18 protein-coding genes are annotated in these 24114 nt (G+C 68.6%); 9 read left to right on the plus strand and 9 right to left on the minus strand.

The genetic code is table 11. The annotated features are described in order from the left end of the window. Positions 1-25: 25 nt before the first annotated feature. From ACZYSP_RS14650 to ACZYSP_RS14670, 5 genes are all read right to left on the minus strand, one after another. The gene (locus ACZYSP_RS14650) at positions 26-1255 is read right to left on the minus strand and encodes a pyridoxal phosphate-dependent aminotransferase (RefSeq protein WP_489014852.1); all 1230 of its coding nucleotides are present in this window, start codon (positions 1253-1255) and stop codon (positions 26-28) included. Next, positions 1252-2151 carry an amino acid ABC transporter substrate-binding protein gene (locus tag ACZYSP_RS14655; protein ID WP_489014854.1) on the minus strand — a complete coding sequence of 300 codons (900 nt, stop codon included), beginning with the start codon at positions 2149-2151 and terminating at the stop codon, positions 1252-1254. The genes ACZYSP_RS14650 and ACZYSP_RS14655 overlap by 4 nt, the downstream gene beginning before the upstream one ends. Before the next feature lie 102 nt (positions 2152-2253). Beyond that, complete coding sequence (amaB, locus tag ACZYSP_RS14660) at positions 2254-3792, minus strand: L-piperidine-6-carboxylate dehydrogenase (RefSeq protein ID WP_489014856.1); 1539 nt, start codon at positions 3790-3792, stop codon at positions 2254-2256. Positions 3793-3919: 127 nt separating this feature from the next. Next, positions 3920-4339 (minus strand): MAPEG family protein, encoded by a 420-nt coding sequence (locus ACZYSP_RS14665; protein ID WP_093053626.1) that lies wholly within the window; start codon positions 4337-4339, stop codon positions 3920-3922. A gap of 14 nt (positions 4340-4353) precedes the next feature. Next, positions 4354-5220 carry an IclR family transcriptional regulator gene (locus ACZYSP_RS14670; RefSeq protein ID WP_307616027.1) on the minus strand — a complete coding sequence of 289 codons (867 nt, stop codon included), beginning with the start codon at positions 5218-5220 and terminating at the stop codon, positions 4354-4356. A gap of 218 nt (positions 5221-5438) precedes the next feature. On the opposite strand from ACZYSP_RS14670, the gene ACZYSP_RS14675 reads away from it, so the two are divergent. Genes ACZYSP_RS14675 through ACZYSP_RS14705 form a run of 7 tightly spaced genes read left to right on the plus strand, consistent with a single transcriptional unit; the run spans position 5439 to position 12102 of the window. Continuing rightward, entirely contained in the window at positions 5439-6512 is a 1074-nt protein-coding gene (locus tag ACZYSP_RS14675) for an ABC transporter ATP-binding protein (RefSeq protein WP_489014859.1), read from the plus strand. After that, on the plus strand, positions 6509-7372 hold the full coding sequence (locus ACZYSP_RS14680) for an ABC transporter permease (RefSeq protein ID WP_307616029.1): 864 nt from the start codon (positions 6509-6511) through the stop codon (positions 7370-7372). Before ACZYSP_RS14675 ends, ACZYSP_RS14680 begins: the two co-directional genes overlap by 4 nt. Positions 7373-7376: 4 nt before the next feature. After that, positions 7377-8171, plus strand: coding sequence for an ABC transporter permease (locus ACZYSP_RS14685; protein ID WP_093053612.1), 795 nt, complete (start codon positions 7377-7379; stop codon positions 8169-8171). A 3-nt stretch (positions 8172-8174) separates the two neighbouring features. Continuing rightward, complete coding sequence (locus ACZYSP_RS14690) at positions 8175-8486, plus strand: (2Fe-2S)-binding protein (protein ID WP_489014862.1); 312 nt, start codon at positions 8175-8177, stop codon at positions 8484-8486. Next, entirely contained in the window at positions 8483-9886 is a 1404-nt protein-coding gene (locus tag ACZYSP_RS14695) for an FAD-dependent oxidoreductase (protein ID WP_489014864.1), read from the plus strand. The genes ACZYSP_RS14690 and ACZYSP_RS14695 overlap by 4 nt, the downstream gene beginning before the upstream one ends. Next, positions 9883-11025, plus strand: a complete 1143-nt coding sequence (locus tag ACZYSP_RS14700; protein ID WP_489014866.1) for an NAD(P)/FAD-dependent oxidoreductase — start codon at positions 9883-9885, stop codon at positions 11023-11025. Before ACZYSP_RS14695 ends, ACZYSP_RS14700 begins: the two co-directional genes overlap by 4 nt. A gap of 27 nt (positions 11026-11052) precedes the next feature. Beyond that, positions 11053-12102 (plus strand): ABC transporter substrate-binding protein, encoded by a 1050-nt coding sequence (locus ACZYSP_RS14705; RefSeq protein WP_489014868.1) that lies wholly within the window; start codon positions 11053-11055, stop codon positions 12100-12102. A 4-nt stretch (positions 12103-12106) separates the two neighbouring features. On the opposite strand, the gene tet is transcribed toward ACZYSP_RS14705, so the two are convergent. Beyond that, positions 12107-13339 carry a Tet(A)/Tet(B)/Tet(C) family tetracycline efflux MFS transporter gene (tet, locus tag ACZYSP_RS14710; protein ID WP_489014870.1) on the minus strand — a complete coding sequence of 411 codons (1233 nt, stop codon included), beginning with the start codon at positions 13337-13339 and terminating at the stop codon, positions 12107-12109. 68 nt (positions 13340-13407) lie between these two features. Between tet and tetR the strand changes: the two genes are divergently transcribed. After that, on the plus strand, positions 13408-14097 hold the full coding sequence (tetR, locus tag ACZYSP_RS14715) for a tetracycline resistance transcriptional repressor TetR (RefSeq protein WP_093053596.1): 690 nt from the start codon (positions 13408-13410) through the stop codon (positions 14095-14097). Here the strand turns inward: tetR and ACZYSP_RS14720 are convergent. The 3 genes from ACZYSP_RS14720 to ACZYSP_RS14730 all read right to left on the minus strand — a co-directional run bounded on the left by ACZYSP_RS14720 (position 14039) and on the right by ACZYSP_RS14730 (position 23041). After that, positions 14039-15676 (minus strand): GMC family oxidoreductase, encoded by a 1638-nt coding sequence (locus ACZYSP_RS14720; protein WP_093053593.1) that lies wholly within the window; start codon positions 15674-15676, stop codon positions 14039-14041. The two genes, tetR and ACZYSP_RS14720, sit on opposite strands and share 59 nt — an antisense overlap. Before the next feature lie 8 nt (positions 15677-15684). After that, positions 15685-21387 (minus strand): alpha-2-macroglobulin family protein, encoded by a 5703-nt coding sequence (locus tag ACZYSP_RS14725; protein ID WP_489014873.1) that lies wholly within the window; start codon positions 21385-21387, stop codon positions 15685-15687. Positions 21388-21532: 145 nt separating this feature from the next. Continuing rightward, positions 21533-23041 carry a CoA-acylating methylmalonate-semialdehyde dehydrogenase gene (locus ACZYSP_RS14730; protein ID WP_093076773.1) on the minus strand — a complete coding sequence of 503 codons (1509 nt, stop codon included), beginning with the start codon at positions 23039-23041 and terminating at the stop codon, positions 21533-21535. A gap of 118 nt (positions 23042-23159) precedes the next feature. On the opposite strand from ACZYSP_RS14730, the gene ACZYSP_RS14735 reads away from it, so the two are divergent. Continuing rightward, positions 23160-24089, plus strand: a complete 930-nt coding sequence (locus tag ACZYSP_RS14735; protein ID WP_093053586.1) for a LysR family transcriptional regulator — start codon at positions 23160-23162, stop codon at positions 24087-24089. The last annotated feature ends 25 nt before the right edge of the window (positions 24090-24114 follow it).

The following is a 24114-nucleotide window of genomic DNA, read 5'->3' on the forward strand; positions in this document are numbered from 1 at the left end:
GCGTTTTCCAATGAAATGAAGGAGGTCATTCGAGCGCGGCGCAGGCAGCGATGATGCGCGCGCACGCCTCTTCCAGCTGCGCCATCGACGTCGCATACGAAATGCGGAAGTACGGCGCCAGCCCGAACACGCTGCCCGGCACCACCGCCACCTCGAAGTCCTGCAGCAGGTAGCGGCAGAAGTCGCTGTCGGTCTGCAACAGCGCACCGCCGCGGGTGCGCTTGCCGAGCACGCCGGCGCAGCTCGCGAAGGTATAGAACGCGCCTTCCGGCACGCGGCAGTGCAGCCCCGGCGCGCGGTTCAGCGCGGCAACCACGAAGTCGCGCCGCGCCTGGAAGTCGGTGCAGCGCTCGGCCACGATGCCCTGCGGCCCGGTCAGCGCCTCGATGGCAGCGGCCTGGCTGATGGACGAGGGGCACGAGGTCGTCTGGCTCTGCACCACGGCCATGGCCGCGATCAGCGCGCGCGGCCCGGCGCCGTAGCCCACGCGCCAGCCGGTCATCGCGTAGGCCTTCGACACGCCGTTGATGGTCAGCGTGCGTTCGCGCAGGCACGGCTCCACGGCCACCGGCGTCGCGAATGCCAACCCGTCGTAGAGGATGTGTTCGTAGATGTCGTCCGCCAGCACCCAGACTTGCGGATGGCGCAGAAGCACCTCGCACAGCGGCTTCAGCTGCGCTGCGCTGTAGGCCGCGCCGGTCGGGTTCGACGGCGAATTGATGAACAGCCAGCGCGTGCGCGGTGTGATGGCCGCTTCGAGCTGCGCGGCATCGAGCCGGAAACCGTTCTCCCCGGTACACGCCACCGGCACCGGCACGCCGCCGCAGATCTGCACGATGTCGGCGTACGAAGTCCAGTACGGCGCGGGCAGGATCACCTCGTCGCCGGGGTTCAGGCTGGCCATCAGTGCGTTGAAGATCACCTGCTTGGCGCCTGCGCTCACGCTGATTTCGTCGAGGGCGAAGTCGAGCGCGTTGTCGCGCTTGAACTTGAGCTGCACCGCCGCCTTCATCGCCGGGCTGCCGTCGAGCACCGTGTAGCGCGTGTCGCCGCGCCCTATGGCGCGCACCGCGGCCTCGCGCACGTTCTGCGGCGTGTCGAAGTCAGGCTCGCCCGCGCCCAGCACGATCACCGGACGGCCCGCGCGCTTGAGCGCGTTCGCGTTGTCGGTGATGCGCAGGATCTCCGAGACGCCGATGGCGCGCACGCGCTGCGCCGGCTGAAAAGCGAGGGAGGCAACGGTATCTGCTGTCACTTGGCGTAGGCCTCCAGTGGCTTGTCGTTGGGTTCGAGCATCAGCTGCTTCAGCGCCGCGCTCATCGGCAGGTTCAGGCTCGTGTTCTTCGGCGGAATGGCGGCCACGAACCACTTGGTGTAGATCTTCTCGAGGTCGCCGCTCTTCATCATTCGGCGCAGCGAATCGTCCACCGCGGTCTTGAAGGCCGGGTCGTCCTTGCGGAACAGCAGCGCGATCGGCTCCGAGCCCAGCGCGTCGCCCACGATGCGGTAGGCCGCGGGGTTCTTCGAGTTCGCGATGATCCCGGCCAGCAGGTTGTCGTCGAGCACGAAGGCATCGGCGCGGCCCGACTCCATCAGCAGGAAGCTTTCGAGGTGGTCCTTGCCGAGCATGGTGTTGTACGAGACGTTCTGCGCGCGCTCGCGCTTGCGCAGCAGCTGCACCGCAGTGGTGCCGGTCGACGCCGACACGTTGCGGCCCGCGAGCTGGTCGAGCGTGGTGATGCCCGAATCGACCTTGGTGGCCATGCGCACTTCGCTCACATAGGTGGTGAGCGCGAAGGCCACTTGCTGCTGGCGCGCGGTGTTGTTGGTGGTGGGGCCGCAGCCGATGTCGAGCGTGCCGTTCTGCACCAGCGGGATGGTGTTCTGCGCGGTCACGGCCATGTATTCGAGCTTGGCCTGCGGTGCGATGTCTTTCAGCACGCGCTCGCACAGCTCGACGTGATAGCCCACGTACTTGTCGCCCGCGCCGAGCATGTAGGCCATGGGCGGCGAGGCTTCGCGCACGCCGAGCACGACCTTGCCGCTGGTCTTGATCTTGTCGAGGGTGCCGGTGGCCGGGGTCTGCGCGCTGGCACCGAATACGAATGCAAGCAGCGTGGCGACCACGATTCTCTTGAAGGGAATGCTCATGTTCTCTGTCTCCTGGTTATGGTTTTTGGTGAATGCATGCGGCCGCCCGCCTGCCGCCGCAGCAAAGCGCTGCGCGGCAAGCTCGAACGAACCGGGAGGCGATCAGTCGCCGATGTCGAAGGTCACGCCTTGCGCGAGCGGCAAGGCGGTGGAGTAGTTGATGGTGTTGGTGGCGCGGCGCATGTACGCCTTCCAGCTGTCGGAGCCGGCTTCGCGCCCGCCGCCTGTTTCCTTCTCGCCGCCGAAGGCGCCGCCGATCTCCGCGCCGCTCGGACCGATGTTGACGTTGGCGATGCCGCAGTCCGAACCCGCGCTCGACATGAAGCGCTCGGCCTCGCGCATGTTCAGCGTGAAGATCGACGACGACAGGCCCGCGCCAACGGCGTTGTGCAGTTCGATGGCTTCGTCGAGCGTGCTGTAGCGCACCACGTACAGGATGGGCGCGAAGGTCTCGCGCAACACGGGGCCCTCATGCGACTTCAGCTCGACCAGCGCGGGGCGCACGTAGTAGGCGTCCTTCGTGCCGATGCCTTCGACGCGCTGGCCGCCGTGCACCTTGGCGCCGATCTCGCGGCATTCACCGAGCGCCTTCTGCATGCCGTCGAAGGCCGCGCGGTCGATCAGCGGGCCGACCAGCGTGCCGGCCTCGCGCGGGTCGCCGACCTGCACGTTGCCGTAGACCTTGGCGAGCTTGGGCACCAGCTGGTCGTACACGCTCTCGTGCACGAACAGGCGACGCAGCGTGGTGCAGCGCTGGCCGGCCGTGCCCATGGCCGCGAAGGCGATGCCGCGCAGCGCGAGGTCGAGGTCGGCCGAGGGCGTGACGATGGCGGCGTTGTTGCCGCCGAGTTCGAGAATGGCGCGGGCAAAGCGTGCGGCCAGCTTCGGCCCCACTTGCCGGCCCATGGCGGTCGAGCCGGTGGCCGAGAGAATCGGCACACGGTGGTCGTCGACCAGCACCTCGCCGACGTCGCGCTGGCCCAGCAGCAGGCCGAGCAGGCCTTCGGGCGCATCGCCGAAGCGTTCGATGGCGCGCTGCGCGATGGCGTGCACGGCCAGCGCGGTCAGCGGCGTTTTTTCAGACGGCTTCCACACCACCGAGTCGCCGCACACCAGCGCCAGCGCCGCGTTCCACGACCACACGGCCACCGGAAAGTTGAAGGCCGAGATCACGCCGCACACGCCCAGCGGGTGCCAGGTTTCCATCATGCGGTGCTCGGCGCGCTCGGTGGCCAGCGTGAGGCCGTAGAGCTGGCGCGAGAGGCCGACGGCGAAGTCGCAGATGTCGATCATTTCCTGCACCTCGCCCGCGCCCTCGGACGGGACCTTGCCGGCCTCCAGCGTGACGAGCAGGCCCAGGTCGCGCTTGGCGGCGCGCAGTTCTTCGCCCAGCAGCCGCACCAGCTCGCCGCGGCGCGGCGCCGGCACGTTGCGCCAGGCCTTGAAAGCCTCGTGCGCACGGCCGATGGCAGCGGTGGCCTCTGTCGGCGAGGTCTGCGGCACCTGCGCAATCACCTCGCCGCTGACGGGCGAACGCACCGTCAGCTCGCCGCCGGTGTGGGCCTCGGGGGGCACGCCCAGGCGCTGCAGCAGCTGCTCGACTTCGGTGGCGACGGAGGGGGAGGTGTTGGCTTCGGACATGGACGCGCTCCGGGAAGGAGGAGAAAGGAGGACCCGGTCAATATCTGCGAATCCCGCGCGCTTGCCTAGTGAAAATATGGAAGGACCTGATGCGTTTCAGGAATGAACTCGCACGATTCATGTGCGCCTAGCGCACCAACCGGGTGGCCGCCATCACCCACAGCACCACCAGCACGCCGTTGCTCGCGGCGAACAGCACCAGCCGGTGGATCACGTGGTTGTAGGTCAGGTGCACCACGCTGTGCAACGCGCGCAGGCCGACATACGCCCAGGCCAGCCAGATCGCCGTGGGCGTGGGCAGCACCGCTACATAGAAGAGCAGGCACACCACATAGAACAGCACCGGCAGCTCCAGCAGGTTCATGTAGTTGCGGTTCGGGATACGCACGGCGTCGGGCACCGCCGCCGATTCGCCCAGCTTGAAATCGATGCCCCGGACCTCGCGGCGCCGCACGGCGCGGATGCGCACGATGGGGATGAGCAGCAGCACCAGGCCGGTGAGGCCGGCGAGGGCGAATACGGGGTAGAGGATCGAGGGGTTGTTCATGGGAGATTCCTCACTTAGACCGGCCCGGGCGCCTCGGGCAACGAAATCTTCTGGCTCGCCGGCGACCCCGCCAGGCTCTGCGCCGGCCTCCTCAACGTCGCATCGAACGGATTGATCTTCGGCCCGATGGCCGCGGCCTCGCGCTTGAGCAGTTCGACCACCGTCGGCATGCGGTCCGCATTGAGCCGGTCGGCAATCGTGCCCACGCTCAGTGCCGCCACGGCACGCCCCTCGCGGTCGAGGATCGGCACGGCCACGCCCGCCATGCCTTCGAGCAGGCCCGTGTTGCGCCCCGCATAGCCCGCCTGCCGCACGCGCTCGATCTCGGTGCGCAGGTACACCTCGTCGTACACGCCGTACTCGCGCACGCGTGAGAGGTTGAAGCGGATCACCTCTTCGCGCTCGGCCTCGGGCAGGAAGGCCAGGATCGCCAGCGCGCCCTGCCCCACGCCCAGCGCGATGCGCCCGCCGATGTCGCCGGTGAACGAGCGAATCGGGAACGGCCCTTCGCTGCGGTCCAGGCACACCGCGTCGAAGCCGCTGCGCGCCAATAGAAAGATGCTGTCGCCCAGGCTCGCGCACAGGCGCAAGAGCACCGGCCGGCAAATGGAGCGCAGGTCGCCCGGGTTGCCAGCGCTCGCGGCGAGCGCGAAGAAATCGATGCTCAGCCGGTAGAGCTTGCTGCGCTCGTCCTGCTCGACCATGCCTTCGGCCATGAGCGATTGCAGCAAACGGTGCGTGGTGGCCTGCGTGAGGCCCACGGAACGTGCGATCTGGGTCACGCGGCCGCCTTCGGCCTGCACCGCGCCGAGCGCGCGGATCACCGAAAAGACGCGCGGCACGCCGCCGCTGGCCGCCGGCGACGCCGAAGAGGTCTCCATACCTTGCTCCTGTGGAATCCGATGTATCAATCGCAGCCATCATATTCCATTGATTGGAATAAATTAAAGAAAGATTCTGATTAATGGAATACCCGAGGCGATCTGGCGCAATCGTTGCAATAGAGTGAATTAAGAGCAGCAAGCTGTCCATGGCCCGCACCAAGGTGAAACAAGGTGCCTGAAGCCATCTTTTCGCCCCCCGAAGAAAGGCCCGTTCCATGTCATTCCTCCGGCTTACCGACGTGACCAAGTTCTACGGCGCCACCCGCGCGGTGTCGGCCATGAGCCTCACTGTGGAAAAGGGCGAGTTCGTCTCGCTGCTCGGCCCCTCGGGCTGCGGCAAGACCACCACGCTGCAGATGATTGCGGGCTTCGAGGCCGTGAGCAGCGGCCGCATCGAGCTCGCGGGCAAGGACATCACGCATGCCAAGGCCAACACGCGCGGGCTGGGCATCGTGTTCCAGACCTACGCCCTGTTCCCGCACATGACGGTGGCCGACAACGTGAGCTTCGGCCTCGAGATGCGCAAGATGCCCAAGGCCGAGCGCATCGAGCGCGTGAAGCAGGCGCTGGCGCTGGTGCACCTCGAAGCGCATGCCGCGCGCTACCCGCGTGAACTGTCGGGCGGCCAGCGGCAGCGCGTGGCGCTGGCGCGCGCGCTGGTGATCGAGCCACCGGTGCTGCTGCTCGACGAGCCGCTGTCCAACCTCGACGCCAAGCTGCGCGAGGAAATGCAGTTCGAGCTGCGCCAGATCCAGCGCAAGGTCGGCACCACCACGGTGATGGTCACGCACGACCAGAGCGAAGCCATGTCGATCAGCGACCGCGTGGTGGTGATGGAAGGCGGCTGCGCCACGCAGATCGACCATCCGCAGCGCGTGTACGAACACCCGAGCACGCGCTTCATTTCCACCTTCGTGGGCAAGGCCAACCTGCTCGACTGCCGCGTGTCGAACAGCGGCGCCACGCGCACCTGCGTCGAGGTCGGTGCGCTCTCGCTCGACGTGGACGGCACGGGCTTCAGCGTCGACGCCGCCGCGCTGCTGAGCGTGCGGCCCGAAAAACTGCAGCTGGTGCCGCCGGGCCAGGGCCGCCTCGACGGCGAAGTGCAGGAGCGCTTCTTCCTCGGCAGCCAGTGGCTCTACCGCGTGGCCACCGCCGTCGGCGACCTCACGGTGCTGAGCCCCAACGACGGGCGCGAAGCACTGGAAGAAGGCAGCCGCACGGGCCTCGACTGGCCGGCGCACTGCATGCGGCTGCTGCCAGCGGAAGAAAAGGCTGTCGCGGCATGAGCAGCATATTGAAGAGCAAGGCCACGCCCTGGTGGCTCTCCGGCCCCGCGCTGCTGCTGTTCACCGCGCTGCTGCTGGTGCCGCTCGCGCTCACTGCCGTGCTGTCGTTCAACGTGTACGACCCGGCCACCGGCCCCAAGTCCGGCGAGTTCACGCTCGCGCACTACGCGCTGGTGTTCTCCGACTCGTACTACCTCGGCATCTTCTGGCGCACCTTCTGGGTCTCGGCCCTTGTCACGCTGATCTGCGTGCTGGTCGGCGCGCCCGAGGCCTATGTGCTGAGCCGCATGCGCAACCCGTGGCGCTCGGTGCTGCTGCTGGTGGTGCTGGCGCCGCTGCTGGTGTCGGTGGTGGTGCGCGCCTTCGGCTGGAGCATGCTGCTGGGCCCCGAGGGCGCTGTGAACGGCCTGCTGGGCCTGCTCGGCATCGGCCCAGTGAAGATCCTCTACACCAGCACGGCCGTGGTCATCGCGCTGGTGCACGTGATGCTGCCCTTCATGGTGATCCCGGTGTGGACATCGCTGCAGAAGCTCGACCCGGGTGTCGAGAACGCAGCGCTCTCGCTCAACGCCACGCCCTTCACCACGCTGCGGCGCATCGTGCTGCCGCAGGTGATGCCGGGCATTCTCTCGGGCAGCCTGATCGTGTTCGGTCTTGCTGCGAGTTCGTTCGCCATTCCGGGGCTGCTGGGCGGGCGGCGCCTGAAGATGGTGGCGACCATCGTCTACGACGAATACCTCAGCGAGCTCAACTGGCCGCTCGGCGCAGCCGTGGCGCTGGTTCTGCTGGTGGCCAATCTCGTCGTGATGCTCAGCTACAACCGCCTCGTCGAAGGCCGCTACAAGAAAGCGCTGGGCTGAAGCGATGAACAAGAACGGCCCCATCGCCCTCGCGTTCAACGCGCTCGTCATCGTCTTCATGCTGGCGCCGCTGGTGGTAGTGTGCATCGTGGCGTTCACGCCCGAGAACACGTTGACCATTCCGACCACGCACTTCTCGCTGCGCTGGTTCAAGGCAGTGTTCGCGCACCCCGACTTCATGCAGTCGTTCTGGAACAGCCTGTGGCTCGCGCTGAGCTCGGCCACCATCGCCACGCTGCTCGCGGTGCCAGCCGGCATGGCGATCACGCGCTATGAGTTTCCGGGGCGCAACTTTCTCAACGGCCTGTTCCTGTCGCCGCTGATCGTGCCGCACCTGGTGCTGGGCGTCGCGTTGCTGCGGCTGTTCGCGCTGGTCGGCGGCACGGGCAGCTTCGGCTGGCTGGTGATGGCGCATGCGCTCATCGTTACGCCCTACACGCTGCGGCTGGTGGTGGCGGCGCTGGTGGGCTTCGACCGCAGTGCCGAGCAGGCTGCGCTGTCGCTGGGCGCGAGCCAGGCCACGGTGTTCCGCCGCATCACGCTGCCGATGATCCTTCCGGGCGTGACGGGCGGCTGGATGCTGTCGTTCATCAACAGCTTCGACGAAGTGACGATGTCGATCTTCGTCACCGCACCAAGCACGGTAACGCTGCCGGTGCGCATGTACATGTATGCGACCGAGTCGATCGATCCGCTGATGGCGGCGGTGTCAGCGCTGATGGTGGCGATCACGGCCTTCGCGATGGTGCTGCTCGACCGTGTGTACGGGCTGGACCGCGTGCTGGTGGGGCGCAGATAAGCAATGACGACAACGACAACTTCGAACGCCCTGCTTCACCGCGTGGCCGAAACCAATGGCCGCGACGCCGTGCCCTTCACTCTCGACGGCGCACCCGCGAGCGCACTGGCGGGCGACACGGTGCTGACGGCCGTGCTCACGCAATGCGCCCAGCTGCGCCGCAACGAATTCAGCAACCTGCCGCGCGCCGGCTTCTGCATGATGGGCGCCTGCCAGGACTGCTGGATCTCCACCGGCGAAGGCGAACGGCTGCGCGCCTGCTCGACCTTCATCGCGCCCGGCATGGCGCTGGTCACGGGAAGGAATGGCGCATGACGACGGCAAGCGAAATCCGCCCCGCGATCGTCGGCGCCGGCCCGGCCGGCGTGCGCGCGGCGCAGACGCTGGTGGCGCATGGCCTGCGGGCTGTGGTGATCGACGAGGCGTCGCGCGCCGGCGGGCAGATCTATCGCCGTCCGCCCGCCAGCCTCTCGCAACGCACCGCGCGAACGCTCTACGGCTTCGAGTCGAAGCGCGCCGATGCCGTGCACTCGGCCTTCGATGCACTACAGGGCCGCATTGACCACCACCCCGACAGCCTCGTGTGGAACGCACAGGACCACAAGCTCGACGTGATGCACAACCCCACGTGCAGCACCCGTCGCGTGCCCTACAGCCACCTCATCGTTGCGACCGGCGCCACCGACCGCGTGCTGCCGGTGCCGGGCTGGACGCTGCCCGGCGTCTACACGCTCGGCGGCGCGCAAGTAGCGCTCAAGTTCCAGGGCTGCGCCATCGGGCGCCGCGTTGTGTTCATGGGCACCGGGCCGCTGCTGTATCTGGTGGCGTACCAGTACGCGAAGGCCGGCGTGGAAGTGGCTGCGGTGCTCGACACCGCGCGCCTCGCCGACCAGATCGCCGCCACGCCCGCGATGCTGACGCAGCCCGCCGTGTTCGCGAAGGGCGTGTACTACGTGGGCTGGCTGCGCGCGCACGGCGTGGCGCTGCACAGCGGCGTGCGGCCGCTGCGCGTGCTCGGCGACGAGGCGCAGGGCCGCGTCACCGGCGTGGCATGGCAAGACGGCAACGAAGAACGCACACTGGCCTGCGATGCCATCGGCTTCGGCTACGCGCTGCGCTCCGAAACGCAGCTCGCCGACCTGCTCGGCTGCCGCTTCGACTACGCGCCGATGCACCGTGCGCACCTGCCGGTGCGCGATGCGGCCGGGCGCTCCAGCGTCGAGGGCGTGTATCTCGCGGGCGACGGCGCCGGCATCATGGGCGCGGACGCGGCCGAGTGGGCCGGTGAACGCGCGGCACTGGCGCTGCTGGCCGACAGCGGCGTAGCGGTCGACACAGCACGCGCCGCCGAACTCGAACGCAAGCTCGGCAAGCTCGCCGGATTCCGCCAGGGCCTCGAACGCGCCTTCCCCGTGCCGCAGGACTGGGCCGCGCACGCGAGCGACGACCTCGTGATCTGCCGCTGCGAAAACATCACGGCCGGCACGCTGCGCCAGACTGTCGCCACCAACGGCGCCGACGAGATGAACCGCCTGAAGGCGCTGTCGCGCGTCGGCATGGGCCGCTGCCAGGGGCGCATGTGCGGCGTGGCGGCGGCGGAGATCCTCGCGCATGCCACGGGCCAGCCGCTGCAGCAGGTCGGCAGGCTGCGCGGGCAGGCGCCGATCAAGCCGATTCCGATCATGCTCGTGCCCGCCGAGGGAGCCGGCGCATGAGCACGATCAAGAAGCTGCAGACCGACGTCGCCATCATCGGCGGCGGCATCGTCGGCTCTTCTGCCGCACTGGCCTTGCGCCGCATGGGCCTGGGCGTGGTGCTGCTGGAGCGCGATCTTTGCGGCTCGCGCTCCAGCGGCGTGAACTTCGGCGGCGTGCGCCGGCAGGGCCGGTCATTGAGCCAGCTGCCGCTGACGCAGCGCGCGCACCGCATCTGGGGCCAGTTGCCCGAACTGCTGGGCACCGACGGCGAATACATCCGCTCGGGCCATTTCAAGATCGCGCGCAGCGAATCGGACATGGCCTCGCTCGAACGCTACCGCGCGCTGAGCAGCGACTTCGACCTGGGCCTTGAGCTGATCTCCGGCGCGCGCCTGCGCGAGCAGTGCCCCTGGCTCGGCGCGCGCGCCGTGGGCGGCTCGCTGTGCGCGGAAGACGGGCAGGCCAATCCGCGCCTCGTGTCGCCGGCCTTCGCGCTCGCGGCGCAGCGCGCGGGCGCGCAGATCTTCGAGCGCCACAAGGTCGACGAGGTCGCGCATGACGGCGCCATGTTCATGGTGCGCAGCGGCAACGCGCTCGAGGTGCAGGCGCCCGTGCTGCTCAACTGCGCGGGCGCCTGGGCCGGCGCCATCGCCAGCCAGTTCGGCGAGACGCCGCCGCTGCGCGCGCGCAGCCCCGTCATGGCGGTGACCGAGCCGGTGCCGCACTTCATGCAATGGAGCCTTGGCGTGGAAGGCGGCGGCATCTACTGCCGGCAGGTGGCGCGCGGCAATCTCGTGCTCGGCGGCGGCACGGGCATCACGCTCGATGCCGAACGCGCGCGCGCCGAGCGCGACGCCATCGCCACGCTCGCGATGCAGGCCGTGGAGCTGTTGCCCGTGCTGCGCCATGCGCACATCATCCGCACCTGGGGCGGCACCGAAGGCTACCTGCCCGACCGCGAACCGGTGCTCGGGCCCAGCCGCACCACGCCCGGCCTGTTCCACGGCTTCGGCTTCTCGGGCGCTGGCTTCCAGATCGGCCCGGCCGCCGGCGAAGTGCTGGCCGAGCTGGCGCGCGACGGGCGCACAGAAACGCCCATCGACGCCTTCGCCATCGAGCGCTTCGACGAACAACACCTTACCGTTTCCCCCACCTGAACCTGAACCTGATTGGAGAGCATCGCCATGTACCGCATCGCCAAGTCCCCCCGCTTTCTCCTCCTTGCCGCGCTGCTCGCAGCCGCCGGCAGCGCCAGCGCGCAGACCAAGACCATCTACATCGGCATGAACGGCGGCACCATGGAGAAGGCGTACACGCAGTACGTCTTCCCGGCCTTCGAGAAGGCCTACGGTGCCAAGGTGGTGGTGGTGCCCGGCACCTCGTCCGACATCCTCGCGAAGGCGCAGGCCAACAAGGACAAGCCGCAGATGCACGTGATGTTCCTGGACGACGGCGTGATGGTGCGCGCCATCGGCATGGGCCTGTGCCAGAAGCAGAAGCCCAGCCAGTCGCTCAGCGAGATCTACCCGGCCGCGCGCTTCAAGGACGACATGGCCAGCGGCGTGAGCCTGGGCATGACGGGTCTTGCCTACAACGCCAAGATGTTCAAGGAAAAGGGCTGGGCCGCGCCCACCTCGTGGATGGATCTGGCCGACCCCAAGTTCAAGGGCAAGGTGGTGTTCCAGTCGATGTCGTCATCGTCCTTCGGGCTGCACGGCTTCCTGATGTTCAACCGCATCCAGGGCGGCAACGACAAGAACGTGGAGCCGGGCTTCAAGGCCTGGCCCACCACCATCGGGCCGAACGTGCTGGAGTACATCCCCAGTTCGGCCAAGCTGTCCGAGATGATCCAGACCGGCGAGGCGGCGATCTTTCCGCTGACGCCCACGATCGTGGGTGCGCTCAAGGAAAAGGGCATCCCGGTCGAATATGCGCCGCCCAAGGAAGGCGCGGTGGTGCTGGTCACGGCCCAGTGCGTGATCGCCAACAACAGCGAGCCCGAGCTGTCGCAGAAGCTCGCCGAGTTCCTGCTCAGCCCGCTGGCCCAGGCCAATGTGCTGCAGTACGGCGCACAGATCCCGACCAACCCCAAGGCCCCGGTCGTGGGTGAAAGCGCGACGCAGGTGGCGAACATCAACAAGTGGATGAAGGCCGCTGTCACCATCGACTGGGAGAGCATCAACGCGAACCGGCCTGCGTGGAACGCCCGCTGGAACAAGACGATCGAGAAGTGATTCGTCAGCCCTGCGCGGCGGCTTGCTTGGTCCTGCGCAGCAGCACCGGCAGGCACAGCAGGTAGAGCGACGCTCCCGCCAGCCACACGATGCCCGGAAAGCGCGTGCGGAACGCGAAGTAGAGCGGGCTGATGAGCAGCGGGCCGAACACCGCGGCCAGGCTGGTGATGCTCGCGAGCACGCCCTGCAACCGCCCCTGCTGCGCCTCGCCCACGCCCGCCGAGAGCGTCGCCTGCAGCGCGGGCGCGCAGACGCCGCCCATGCACAGCAGCGGCAGCAGTGCGATCACCATCCAGCCCTGCGTGGCGAAGGCGATCAGCGCATAGCCCGTGCCGTCGGCGATGGTACCGACGGCGATGGCTGCGCGTTCGCCCCAGCGCTCGACCAGCGGGCCCGCCACGAAGCCCTGCACCAGCGCATGGAGCAGGCCGAAGACCGCGAGCGAGAGGCCGACCATGGTGCCGTTCCAGGCGTAGCGGTCCTGGCCGTAGAGCACCCAGGTCGTGCCGGCGACTTCGCCCACGAGCACGAGCAGCAGGAACACGCCGAGCAAGGGCAGCAGCGCGGGAAAGCTCCCGGCCCAGCGCAGCGGCGCGAGCGGATGCAGCACGCCGCGGTCGAAGGGCTGCGACGCGAGTGCCGGCGGGCGCGACTCGCGCAACACCAGCAGACCCACGAGAAAGGTCACGCCATTGAGCAGTGCGGCCGCGATGAACGGCAGCCGCACGCCGTGGTCGCCGAGCACGCCGCCGATCGCCGGCCCGGCAATGAAGCCCAGGCCGAAGCAGGCGCCCATGCGGCCGAACCAGCGCGCGCGCTGGTGCTCGGGCGTGAGGTCGGCGATGGCGGCAGAGGCCACGGCGGTGCTCGCGCCCGTCATGCCCGCGATCGCGCGGCCCACGAACAGCATCCACAGCGAGGGCGCGAAGGCCATGAAGAGCGCGTCGACAGCCGCGCCCAGCACAGAAGCCAGCAGCACCGGCCGGCGGCCGAAGCGGTCGCTCAGTGCACCGAGCACGGGCGCGCAGAGGAACTGCATCAGCGCATAGAGCGAGAGAAAGGCACCGAAGTGCCAGCCTAGGTCGCCGGTGTGGCCGACCTCGCGCAGCAGGCTCGGCACGATCGGCATGACCAGGCTGATGCCGATGGCGTCGAGCGTGACGATCGCGAGAATCACGAACTGCGCGTGGCGGCCGTTCGTCGCGAAAGAAGCTGAAGAACTGTTGGAATTTATCATTGATAAGGAATTATCAGCGATAAATTCCAGGCTGTGAAGTACCCGCACGAACTGGCATCGAGATCGACATGAAATTGGACCGCGAAGTGATCCTCGAGGCAGCGCTTGCGCTGCTCGACGAGGTCGGCATGGACAAGCTCAGCACCCGGCTGCTGGCCGAGCGGCTCGGCGTGCAGCAGCCCGCGCTGTACTGGCATTTCAAGAACAAGCGGGCTCTGCTCGACGCGATGAACAGCGAGATCCTGCACCGCGCCCACGAGCGCAAGCTGCCGCTGCCTGGCGAGACCTGGGACGGGTTCCTGCGCGAGAACGCGCACAGCTTCCGCCGCGCGCTGCTGGCGCGGCGAGACGGCGCGCGGCTGCATGCCGGCTCCGAACCCGATCCGGGCGACCTCGACATGGTCGAGGCCCAGCTCGCGGCCGTGGTCAACCTGGGCGTGCCGGCGACGCAGGCGATGACGCTGCTGATCGCGCTGGGCCGCTACACCGTGGGCTGCGTGCTGGAAGAACAGGCGGCGCCGCCCGACGCGGAGATGCGCCAGCAGGCGCTCGACGCCGCCGCAGCCTCGCGTCCGCTGCTGGCCGAGGCGTTCGCCCACTACCGCCGGGCCGGGCCCGACGCGCTGTTCGAGATCGGCGTGGACCTGATGCTCGAAGGCGCGAAGGCGCGCCTCGCGGGCAAAGGCCAGGCCGCCGAGGCTAGCCCCCGGCCCCGCCGAGAATCCAGCCGGCGGCCTTCTCCGCCATCATCAGCGTAGGGCTGTTGGTGTTGCCGCTGGTGATGGTCGGCATCGCGCCCGCATCCACCACGCGCAGGCCCTGAATCCCACGCACCCGCAGTTGCGAATCGAGCACGGCCATAGGGTCGCTCCCGGCACCCATCTTCGTGGTGCCGACCGGATGGAAGATGGTCGTGGCGATGTCGCCGGCCAGGCGCGCCAGGTCTTCGTCGGTCTGGTACTGCACGCCGGGCTTCCACTCCTGCGGCTTGTACTTGGCAAGCGCAGGCTGCTCGGCGATGCGGCGCGTGACGCGCAGCGAATCGGCCGCCACCTTGCGGTCTTCGTCGGTACTCAGGTAGTTGGGCGCGATGGCCGGCGCGTCTTCGAATCGCTTGCTCTTGATGCGCACCGAGCCCCGGCTCGTGGGGTTGAGGTTGCACACGCTCGCGGTGAAGGCCGGAAAGCTGTGCAGCGGATCGCCGAAGGCATCGAGCGACAGCGGCTGCACGTGGTACTGCAGATTGGGCCATTCGCGATCGGGCGAGCTGCGCGTGAAGGCGCCGAGCTGCGACGGCGCCATGCTCATCGGGCCGCTGCGCTTGAGCAGATATTCGAGGCCGATCTTCGCCTTGCCGACCATCGACGAAGCCATCACGTTGAGCGTGGGCGCGCCCTCGATCTTGTAGACCGCGCGGATCTGCAGATGGTCTTGCAGGTTGGCGCCGACACCTGGTGCGTCGAGCACCACGTCGATGCCGTGCTGGCGCAGCAGATCGGCCGGGCCGATGCCCGAGAGCTGCAGGATCTGCGGCGAGCCGATGGCGCCCGCGCTCAGGATCACTTCGCGCGTGGCGTGCGCAGTGGTCATCTCGCTGCCGTTCCACACCTCGGCGCCGGTGCAGCGGCGCGTGCCGTCGGGCAGCGTCTCGAACAGCAGGCGCGACACCTGCGCGCCGGTCCAGAGCTCGAAGTTGGGCCTGCCATAGCAGGTCGGGCGCAGGAAGGCCTTGGCGGTGTTCCAGCGCCAGCCGTTCTTCTGGTTGACCTGGAAGTAGCCCACGCCTTCGTTGTTGCCGCGGTTGAAGTCGGCAGTGTGCGGCACGCCGGCCTGCGAAGCGGCTTCGGCAAAGGCGTCGAGGATGTCCCAGCGCAGGCGTTGTTTCTCGATGCGCCACTCGCCGCCGGCGCCATGCATTTCATCGGCGCCGAGGTAGAAGTCCTCGTGCTTCTTGAAGGCCGGCAGCACGTTCTGCCAACGCCAGCCTTCGTCGCCGGTGAGATCGGCCCAGTGCTCATAGTCGCGCGACTGGCCGCGCATGTAGATCATGCCGTTGATGCTGGAGCAGCCACCCAGCGTCTTGCCGCGCGGGTAGCGCAGCACGCGGCCGTTGAGGCCGGCGTCGGGCTCGGTGCTGTAGAGCCAGTCGGTACGCGGATTGCCGATGCAGTACAGGTAGCCCACCGGAATGTGGATCCAGTGGTAGTCGTCCTTGCGGCCCGCTTCGATGAGCAGCACGCGCTTGCTCTTGTCGGCACTGAGCCGGTTCGCCATGAGCGAGCCGGCGGTGCCCGCGCCGATGATGATGTAGTCGAAGGTGTTGTCGTTGTCTCTCATCTTTTTTCTCAGGGTTTCACGGTCATGGTCTGGGCGGTGCCCTCGCCGAAAACTTCGGGCGCGTACATGGCCTCCACGCGCGTCGGGGGCAGCTTGAAGTCGCCCGCGTTGTTCAGCCGCACGGTGTATTCCACGCGCCAGTTGCCGCGCGGCACGTAGCGGAAGTACGCACGGTAACTGTCGGTGGCGCGTTCGATGTAGCTGGGCCAGGCCCAGCCCTCGCTGGTCTCGCCGCGCTGCGCGAGATTGCTCTCGCGGCCCAGGCCGCGGCCGAGCTGGCTCGCGCCCGAGGGCACGGCGTCGCGCACCACCACCCAGGTCTGCTCGGCGGTCGATTCGAGGTCCAGCCGCACCCGGTAGACGTCGCCCACCGACCACTGGCCTTTGCGCTTCTGCTCGACCGGCGCGACGCTGCGGCGCACCACCAGGCCGTTGGCGACGGGCTGCGTGTTGCGCACTGCTGCCAGCGTGCTGATGGTGGCCCATGGCTTGCCGCTGCCTTCGTGGCGCAACTGCAGCGTGCCTTGCGCGCCTTGGGCTGGCCAGGGCAGCAGCACACTCGGAGCCTTGGCATCGGTCCACGCCGCATCGCGCGTGGCGCGGCCCAGCGTGGCACGCGTCACGCCATCGACCGGGCCGGCTTCGAACTGCTGCTGGAAGCGGCGCAGCGCGACCGTGCTCCAAGCATTGCCGGTGGTGGTGCTCCAGCGGCCGGCGCTCTGGCGGCCGACCAGCCCTTGCGTGATGAGCGGCGCATCGGCCTTCCAGCTTGCGTCGGTCTCGGCCCATTGCTGCGCGAGCAGGGCCATGCGCGCGGCGGTGCTGTCGCCGCTCCACATGAACCACCACCAGTGCAGCGACGATTCATCGCGCCAGCGCAGGCGCGTGCCCTGCACGTCGAAGCGGCTGCGCAGCTGCGCGCCGGCTTCCTTCAGCGCAGCATCGCGCTCGGCATCGGCGGGCATCGCCATGAGCGCGCGCGACCAGTCGACCAGCGATTGGGCCGAGAGTGCGTCGAGCGCCTTGGGCTTGACCACGATCTTCGCGCGGCCATGCTCCACCAGCGTTGCCTGCGCGGCGAGCTGCTGCGGCTCCAGGTAATTGCGCGGCGCCCAGTCTTGCGCGGCCATGCGGCCTTGAAGCAGGGCATCGAGCGCGTCGAGCATCTGGCGGCGCGGTGCCTCGGGCACTGGCCAGCTCTTGGCGTGGGCGAGGTCGAGCAGCTGCACGGTGAGCATCTCGCTGCCGGACAGCGAGGACTCGGGGAAGTAGCGCGCCAGCCCCTTGCCGTCGATGTACTTGGGCAGCTGGGCCATCAGCTTGTCCCAGCTCGCGCGGTCGTCGAGCGACACGTAGCGCGAGCTCTGCTGCTCGAGGCAGCTGTACGGGTACTGCGCCATCCAGCGCGTGGATTCGGCCAGCGCTGCATCCACGAGGCTGGACTGCAGCGCCACGCGCACGCCGCCTGTGAGCGGCACGGCATCGCGCGGTTGCACGACGGGCACCGCGCCCGCGTCGGCCACCGACAGCAGCGTCGACTGGCGCACCGTGGCGGTCAGTGCTGGCACCACGCGCTGCGTGATCTCCAGCGCGTCGCGCTCTTCGCCGCCCTGCGCGCTGATGCGCCAGCGCAGCGTGCCGGCGCCACCGGGCACGGCCACAGGCCACAGCACTTCCTGCGTCTGGCCAGCCGCAAGCTGCACATGGCGCTCGATCTTCAGGCCGCGCGCGGCCAATGCATCGGCGGGCACCACATCGCGTGCGCCGGACCATTCGCCATTGGGCTCAACGACGGCCTCGGCCTTGAGCACCACGGCAAGCGGCGACGCGCCCGTGTTGCGCAGGCTGAGCTTCTGCACGATGGCATCATCCGCGCGCAGCAGCTCGGGCAGGCCGCTGAAGATCTGCAGCGGCTGCGTGCTGGTGATGGTGGTTTCGCCCTGGCCGAATTGCGCCTCGCCCGCACTGGCGATGGCGACGATGCGGAACTGGGTGAGTGCGTCGTTGAGCGGCACGGTGGCGCGGGCTATGCCTTGGGCGTCGGTGCGCAGGTCGGTGCGCCAGAGGATGAGCGAGGAGAGGTCAGTGCGCGGGGGCGGCTCGTCCGGCGCGTCCGGCTTCGAGGCGCGCATCGCGGCGGCCGCGACCGGGGCCGGAGCGCCCGGTACGGCGCCGAACAAGCCGCGCGCGGCCTCGTCGTCCGGCCGGTGCTGCGGCTGCAGACCGAGCTCGACCCGGCGCAACAGGCGGGCATCGAGCGCCGTGCTGGTGACCGAGTTGCCGCGCGCCGCGAGCATCGCCCGGGCCAGCGCCCAGGTGCCATTGGGCTTGAGCGCCAGCAGGGCCTGGTCCACCGCGACCAGTGTGACGCGCGCGCCCCCCACGGGCTGGCCGGCGACATCGCGCACCGCCACCTCCATCGGCAGCTGCGTGCGCGGCCGCGCCGTTGCAGCCTCGGGACGCAAACCGACGGAAAGCGTCCACGCGTCGGGACGCACCGACACCTCCGCGCGCTGCACGCTCGCCAGCGGTGCGTCCTTGCCTGCGTCCTGCAGCGGATACACATAGCGCGCCGCCAGATGCACGTTGGGCGCATGTTGCGCAGTCAGCGGCAGTTCGATGCGCTGCGCCATCGCGGTGATCGCATGCACGCTGGCTGCCATCACACCTTCGCGTTCCACGGTGAGCAGCAGGTTCGCCGGCAGACGCTCGGGACGCGCGATCACGATGGCGGTCTCGCCAGGGCCGAAGGCCGGTCCGTTCTCCAGCTGCAGCGCTGAACGGGCCAGCGCCTCCTGCCAGCCCAGTGTCCAGCGGTACTGCAGCATGTCGGTGCGCACGACGGCGCGGCTGTGCTTCAGGCTGCTGGCGCTCGCGCTGAACAGCCATTGCTCGGGCAGCTGCTGGCCCGACACCGCGGCGGGTAACTGCCACTCGCAGGCCCACCGCCCTTGCGCGTCGGTGCGGGTGCTGCACACATCCACCTCGGGGCCGAGGTCGGTGATTCGCGTCTGTCCGTTGTTCCAGTTCCGCTGCACCGGCTTGACACGCACGCTCACGGGTTCGTCGGCCACCGGCCGGTTCTGGTCGTCGAGTGCAATGCCTTCGATGGCCTGCGGCCGATCCCGGTCTTTCGCCCGCACGCGCAGGCCGAGCTTCATGCGGTCGGGCCACAGCATGGTGCTGGCGCCGACGGTCTGGGTTTCGCCGTTGGGGTCCTGGAACTTCAGCTCGGTCTGCAGCAGCATCGGCCGTTCCAGCGATGGCGTCTTGAGCCGCAGTTGCGTCCTGCCGGCGGCATCGAGCTTCGTGGCCTGCGGTGGAATGGACGGCGGCATGGCAGGCACGGCATCGAGCGTTTCGTCGTAGAACGCGTAGCCGGGCTGCGGACCTTGCACCTGGCGCGCCCAGCCCTGCTGCACGGTCACCGGCAGCCCGGCCGCGGCGCCGCCGGCGAAGTAGCTCAGCCGCGCATCGACCACCGCGAGTTGAGCGTCGCGCTCCCACAGCGCCTTGATGCGCAGTTCGCTGTCGAACACTGGCGTGCGGAACTCCTCGACCTGGAACTGCGCACTGGCCAGCTGCCGGCCGCCCTGCAACACCAACACGGTGTAGTTGCCGAGCTTGGCGTCGAACGGGATCGTCCATTGGCTGGTGCCGCTCCCGTCGGGGCCGAGCGGCACACTGGACGTGCTCACCTTGTCGCTCCAGCTGTAGCGGATCTCGATATCGAGCGTGCCTGCCGGCGGCAGCGCGAAGCCGCGGCTTTCAAGCAGCCGCACGACGTGCTGCATGCTGACGGTCTCGCCTGCCTTGAACAGCGTGCGGTCGAGCACGGTGTGGGCGCGGAAGTTCTGCGCATCGCGGCCTAGGGGAAAGCCGTTCCACCCTGCGAAGACCTGCATCAGCGCCATGTCGTCGCCGGCGCGCACCACCACCCAAGGGCTGTTGTTGCCGCCGCCACCGTAGCGTGGCGTCACGGCGCGGGTGTTGTTGCTGCACGCCAGCTTGCCACGCAAGGCCTCGTCCGGCCGGGCCAGGCCCTGCGCGTCGGTCTTGCCGCGCCAAAGCAGTTCGCGGTTGCACGAGTACACGGCCACGTCGGCGCCCGCCACCGGCTTGGCGCTGTCGAACGCGGTGACCCAGATCACCGAAGCACCTGCATTGCCGAAGCTCGCGCCGGGGTTGAGGTTGGTGGCCTGCACCACCGCATAGCGCTGGCGTGGCGAGGCATCCCGGGTTTCGTTCGGACCAAGCGGGCGTGTGTCGATGTATTGCGTGAAGGCGGCGCTGTCGGCGCGCACCACGTGCAAGCCGGGCGCGGCGAGCGGCACACCGACGAATTCCATCGCATCGCCCTGCGTGGCCAGCGTCGATGTACGCGGTGCCCCTGCCTTGGCGTTCAGCTCTTCGGTGGGCCACTGGCCGGCCTGCTGGCTCTGCAGCAGTTCGATGGCGTAGGCCTCGATGCCCACGCCCATCTCGCCGCCGAGCCGCCATTGCCGCAGCGGCACCGACTTCTCGACGCGGCGCACGGCAAAGGCCGCCACTGCGTCGGACTTGCCGGCTTGCCACGGCATGACGGCGAGAGAATTGGCCACACCCAGATATGGCGGCAGGCGAGCGAATTCGACTGTCTTGGGAAACTCCGACGCGTTGACCAGCGGCCGGCCGAGCACGTCGCGGAAGTCCTCGGGCAGGCGCACAGTGAAGCGGGCTCCCTCGCCGAAGCTGCCCTTGGGCGGCATCACGCGCAACTGCCGAACCTCGTCACGACGCCATGTGTCGACGGCATCGAAAGACAGGTCGGCGCCCGACGCGTCGGTCAGGCGAATGCCGCCGGACCTCATGAGGCCGATGCCGGCGGAGAAAGTCAGTTCGACCGGCCGTCGCGGGTCGCAGGCCTTCTGTCCCTGGGGGTAGTCGAGCACCGTGCACTCGACACGCGCGGTGAAGCGCGGACGGGTGGTGTAGTTGAAGAGCTTCGGCTCGGCACCGTCCACGGGCACCTGGCGCAAGCGCAATTGCACGCCTTCGGGCAGCGGCTGCGCGCAGCGCAGTGCCAACGCGTAGGTACCCGACTGGGCTGCGCGCAGCGCCGAGGTCAGGGCGGCCCCGGTGACCAGCTCTGCCGGCTGGCTCTGCACCTTGTCGCCGTCGCGCAGCTCGCAGGTGAAGCCGGCCGCCAGCGTCTGCGGATCACCCACGGGCTGGGGGTCGTAATGGCGCAGCAGGAAGACCTGGTCGGGCGCAACCTGCGAGCCCTCGGCCGGAAAGGAAGTAGAGAAACCATGGGGGCCGGCCACGAAGCTCGCAGCCGGCGGCGTGGTCACGGCCTCGCCCGCCAGCGTCTTCAGCCCAGCCTTGAACACGACATTGCATCGCGTCCCACCACGCACATCTTTCTCGAACTCGAAGGCCCAGGCGCGCGGACCGATCCAGCGCGCGCGCCCTGCCGGCGTCTGCGGCGAGCACTGCACGTTCGCGGGCTCGGCCCCTTCGCTCTGGCCCAGCGGCACCATGTCGGCGTCGAAGCGGATCGACACCTGCCGCACGTCGCGCGCTTCGCCTTGCGGGCTCACGCTGAGCACGCCGGCCGCGTGCAGCGTCGGCGCCGCAACGAGCGCCACGGCCAGGGCCAGCAGCCGCCAGAGCGCGCCGCCGGCCGAAGCCGGGTTTCGGAAAGTCCTCGTGTTGTTGTTCGCAGCCATGTCTCCTCGGTCCTCTCTGGTCTTCTGATGCTGGACGCGGGATGCGTCCGGGTTTCTAGGCGGTCATGGCGAACTCTACGGAAGAAACGTTTCAGAACCCGAAGGATCGGAGAGACCCCGGCGACGGTGGCCGGGGGGCCTGCTTTTACTTGGCAGTCGGCATCACGAACTCGGCGCCCTTGCCGATGCTCTCGGGCCAGCGCTGCATCACCGACTTCTGCTTGGTATAGAAGCGCACGCCCTCTTCGCCGTAGGCATGCATGTCGCCGAACAGCGAGCGCTTCCAGCCGCCGAAGCCGTGCCAGGCCATGGGCACCGGGATCGGCACGTTGATGCCGACCATGCCGACCTGGATGCGGCGGCTGAACTCGCGCGCCACGTTGCCGTCGCGGGTGAAGCAGCTCACGCCGTTGCCGAATTCGTGCGCGTTGACGAGGTCGACCGCGTCCTTGAAGTTGGCCACGCGCACGCAGCTGAGCACCGGGCCGAAGATTTCTTCCTTGTAGATGCGCATCTCGGGCGTGACGTTGTCGAACAGCGTGCCGCCCATCCAGAAACCGTCGCCGCAGCCTTCGCCAGCGGTGCTTCCATTGAAGTTGCGGCCGTCGACCAGCAGCTTCGCGCCTTCCTTCTCGCCCAGGTCGATATAGCCGGTGATGCGCTCGTGCGCGGCGCGCGTGACGATCGGGCCCATCTCGGCGGCGAGATTGGTGCCGTTGAGCACCTTCAGTGTCTTCGTGCGTTCGATGAGCTTGGGAATGATCTTGTCGGCCACGTCGCCGACCAGCACCGCCACGCTGATGGCCATGCAACGTTCGCCGGCCGAGCCGTAGCCCGCGCCGATCAGCGCGTCGACCGTCTGGTCGATGTCGGCGTCGGGCAGCACCACCATGTGGTTCTTCGCGCCGCCCAGGGCCTGCACGCGCTTGCCGTGGCGTGCGCCGGTTTCGTAGATGTAGTTGGCGATGGGCGTGGAGCCGACGAAGCTGATGGCCTTGACGTCCGGATGTTCGAGCAGCGCGTCGACCGCGGCCTTGTCGCCCTGCACGACGTTGAACACGCCGTCGGGCAGGCCGGCTTCCGTCAGCAGTTCGGCCATGCGCAGCGAGGCGCTCGGGTCGGTCGGGCTGGGCTTGAGCACGAAGGTGTTGCCCGCGGCAATGGCCACCGGGAACATCCACATCGGCACCATCACCGGGAAGTTGAAGGGCGTGATGCCGGCGACCACGCCGAGCGGCTGGCGCAGCGTCCAGTTGTCGATGCCGGTGCTCACCTGGTCGGTGAAGTCGCCCTTGAGCAGTTGCGGAATGCCGCAGGCGAACTCGACGATGTCGATGCCGCGGCTGACTTCGCCCTGCGCATCGGTGAAGACCTTGCCGTGCTCGGCGGTGATGAGGTGGGCCAGCTCGTCCTTGTGCTCGTTGAGCAGCTGCAGGAACTTGAACATGACGCGCGCGCGGCGGATGGGCGGGGTGTCGGCCCAGGCCGGGAAGGCGGCCTGCGCGGCGGCGACGGCGGCCGCGACCTGCGCGGTGTCGGCCAGGCCGACCTTGCCGGTGACGGCGCCGGTGGCGGGGTTGGTCACGTCCTGCGTGCGGCCGGAGGTGTTGGCGGCAGGCTTGCCGGCGATGAAGTGGTCGATGGAGGTGGGCATGGGGAGGGCCTAAAAGGGCTTTCGCTGACGGAAGAGTGCAATCAGTTTAGGCAGCACCTTGTTCCGCGCCTAGTCACGAAGACTGAACTTATTGTTCAGAATAGCGAACAATAGAACCATGAAACCCCAAAATATCGAGTCGCTCTGGACGCACCTTCACTGGCTCACAGTGCTGGCGCAACAGGGCAGCTTCACGGCCGCGGCGCTGCGCCTGGGTGTGAGCAAGGCAGCCATGAGCCAGCGCATCGCCGAGCTGGAGCGCGCGGCCGGCGCGCCGTTGGTGCAGCGCACCACGCGCAGCGTGCGGCTCACCGAGGCCGGCCAGCGGCTGGTGGAAGACATGCGCGGCCCCTTCGAGCAGATTGCCCACAGCTTCGCGGGCGTGCGCGACCTCGCGGGGGTGCCGCGCGGGTTGGTGCGGGTGACGGCGCCGGTGGCCTTCGCGCGCCAGCAGCTGGTGCCGCGGCTGGCCGACTTCCTGCGCGTGCAGCCCGAAGTGCGCCTCGAGCTCGATCTGTCGGACCGGCTCAGCTCGCTGGCGATGGAGGGCTTCGACCTGGCCATCCGCCACACGGCCGCGCCGCCCGACACGCACGTGGCCTGGACGCTGTGCGAAACCCGCTCGGTGCTGGTGGCCAGCCGTGCCTACCTGCGCCGCCGCGGCACGCCGCGCGAGCCGCAGGCGCTGGCGGAGCACGACTGCCTGCACTACCCGCGCGCGCAGGAAACGCCGACCTGGCACTTCGAGGCAAAGGCCTCGGCGCCGCGCATCACGGTGCCGGTCTCGGGGCCGCTGGTCGCGAATAACAGCGAGGCGCTGCGCGATGCGGCCCTGAGCGGGCTTGGCATTGCGCTGGTGCCCGATTTCAGCGCGCAGGCGGCGCTGCAGTCGGGCAAGCTGCAGCAGGTGCTGCCGCAGTGGCGCTCGGTGGGTGCTTTCGGCGAGCGGCTGTATGCAATACGGCCCTACGCCACGCATGTGCCGCAGGCTGTGACGGCCTTTGTGGGGTGGTTGCGTGAAGCCCTGTCCGAGGGCTTTTCAGCGTGATCGCACCTGCCCTGAAGAAAACCTG

Source organism: Variovorax sp. F042, from assembly GCF_057814215.1.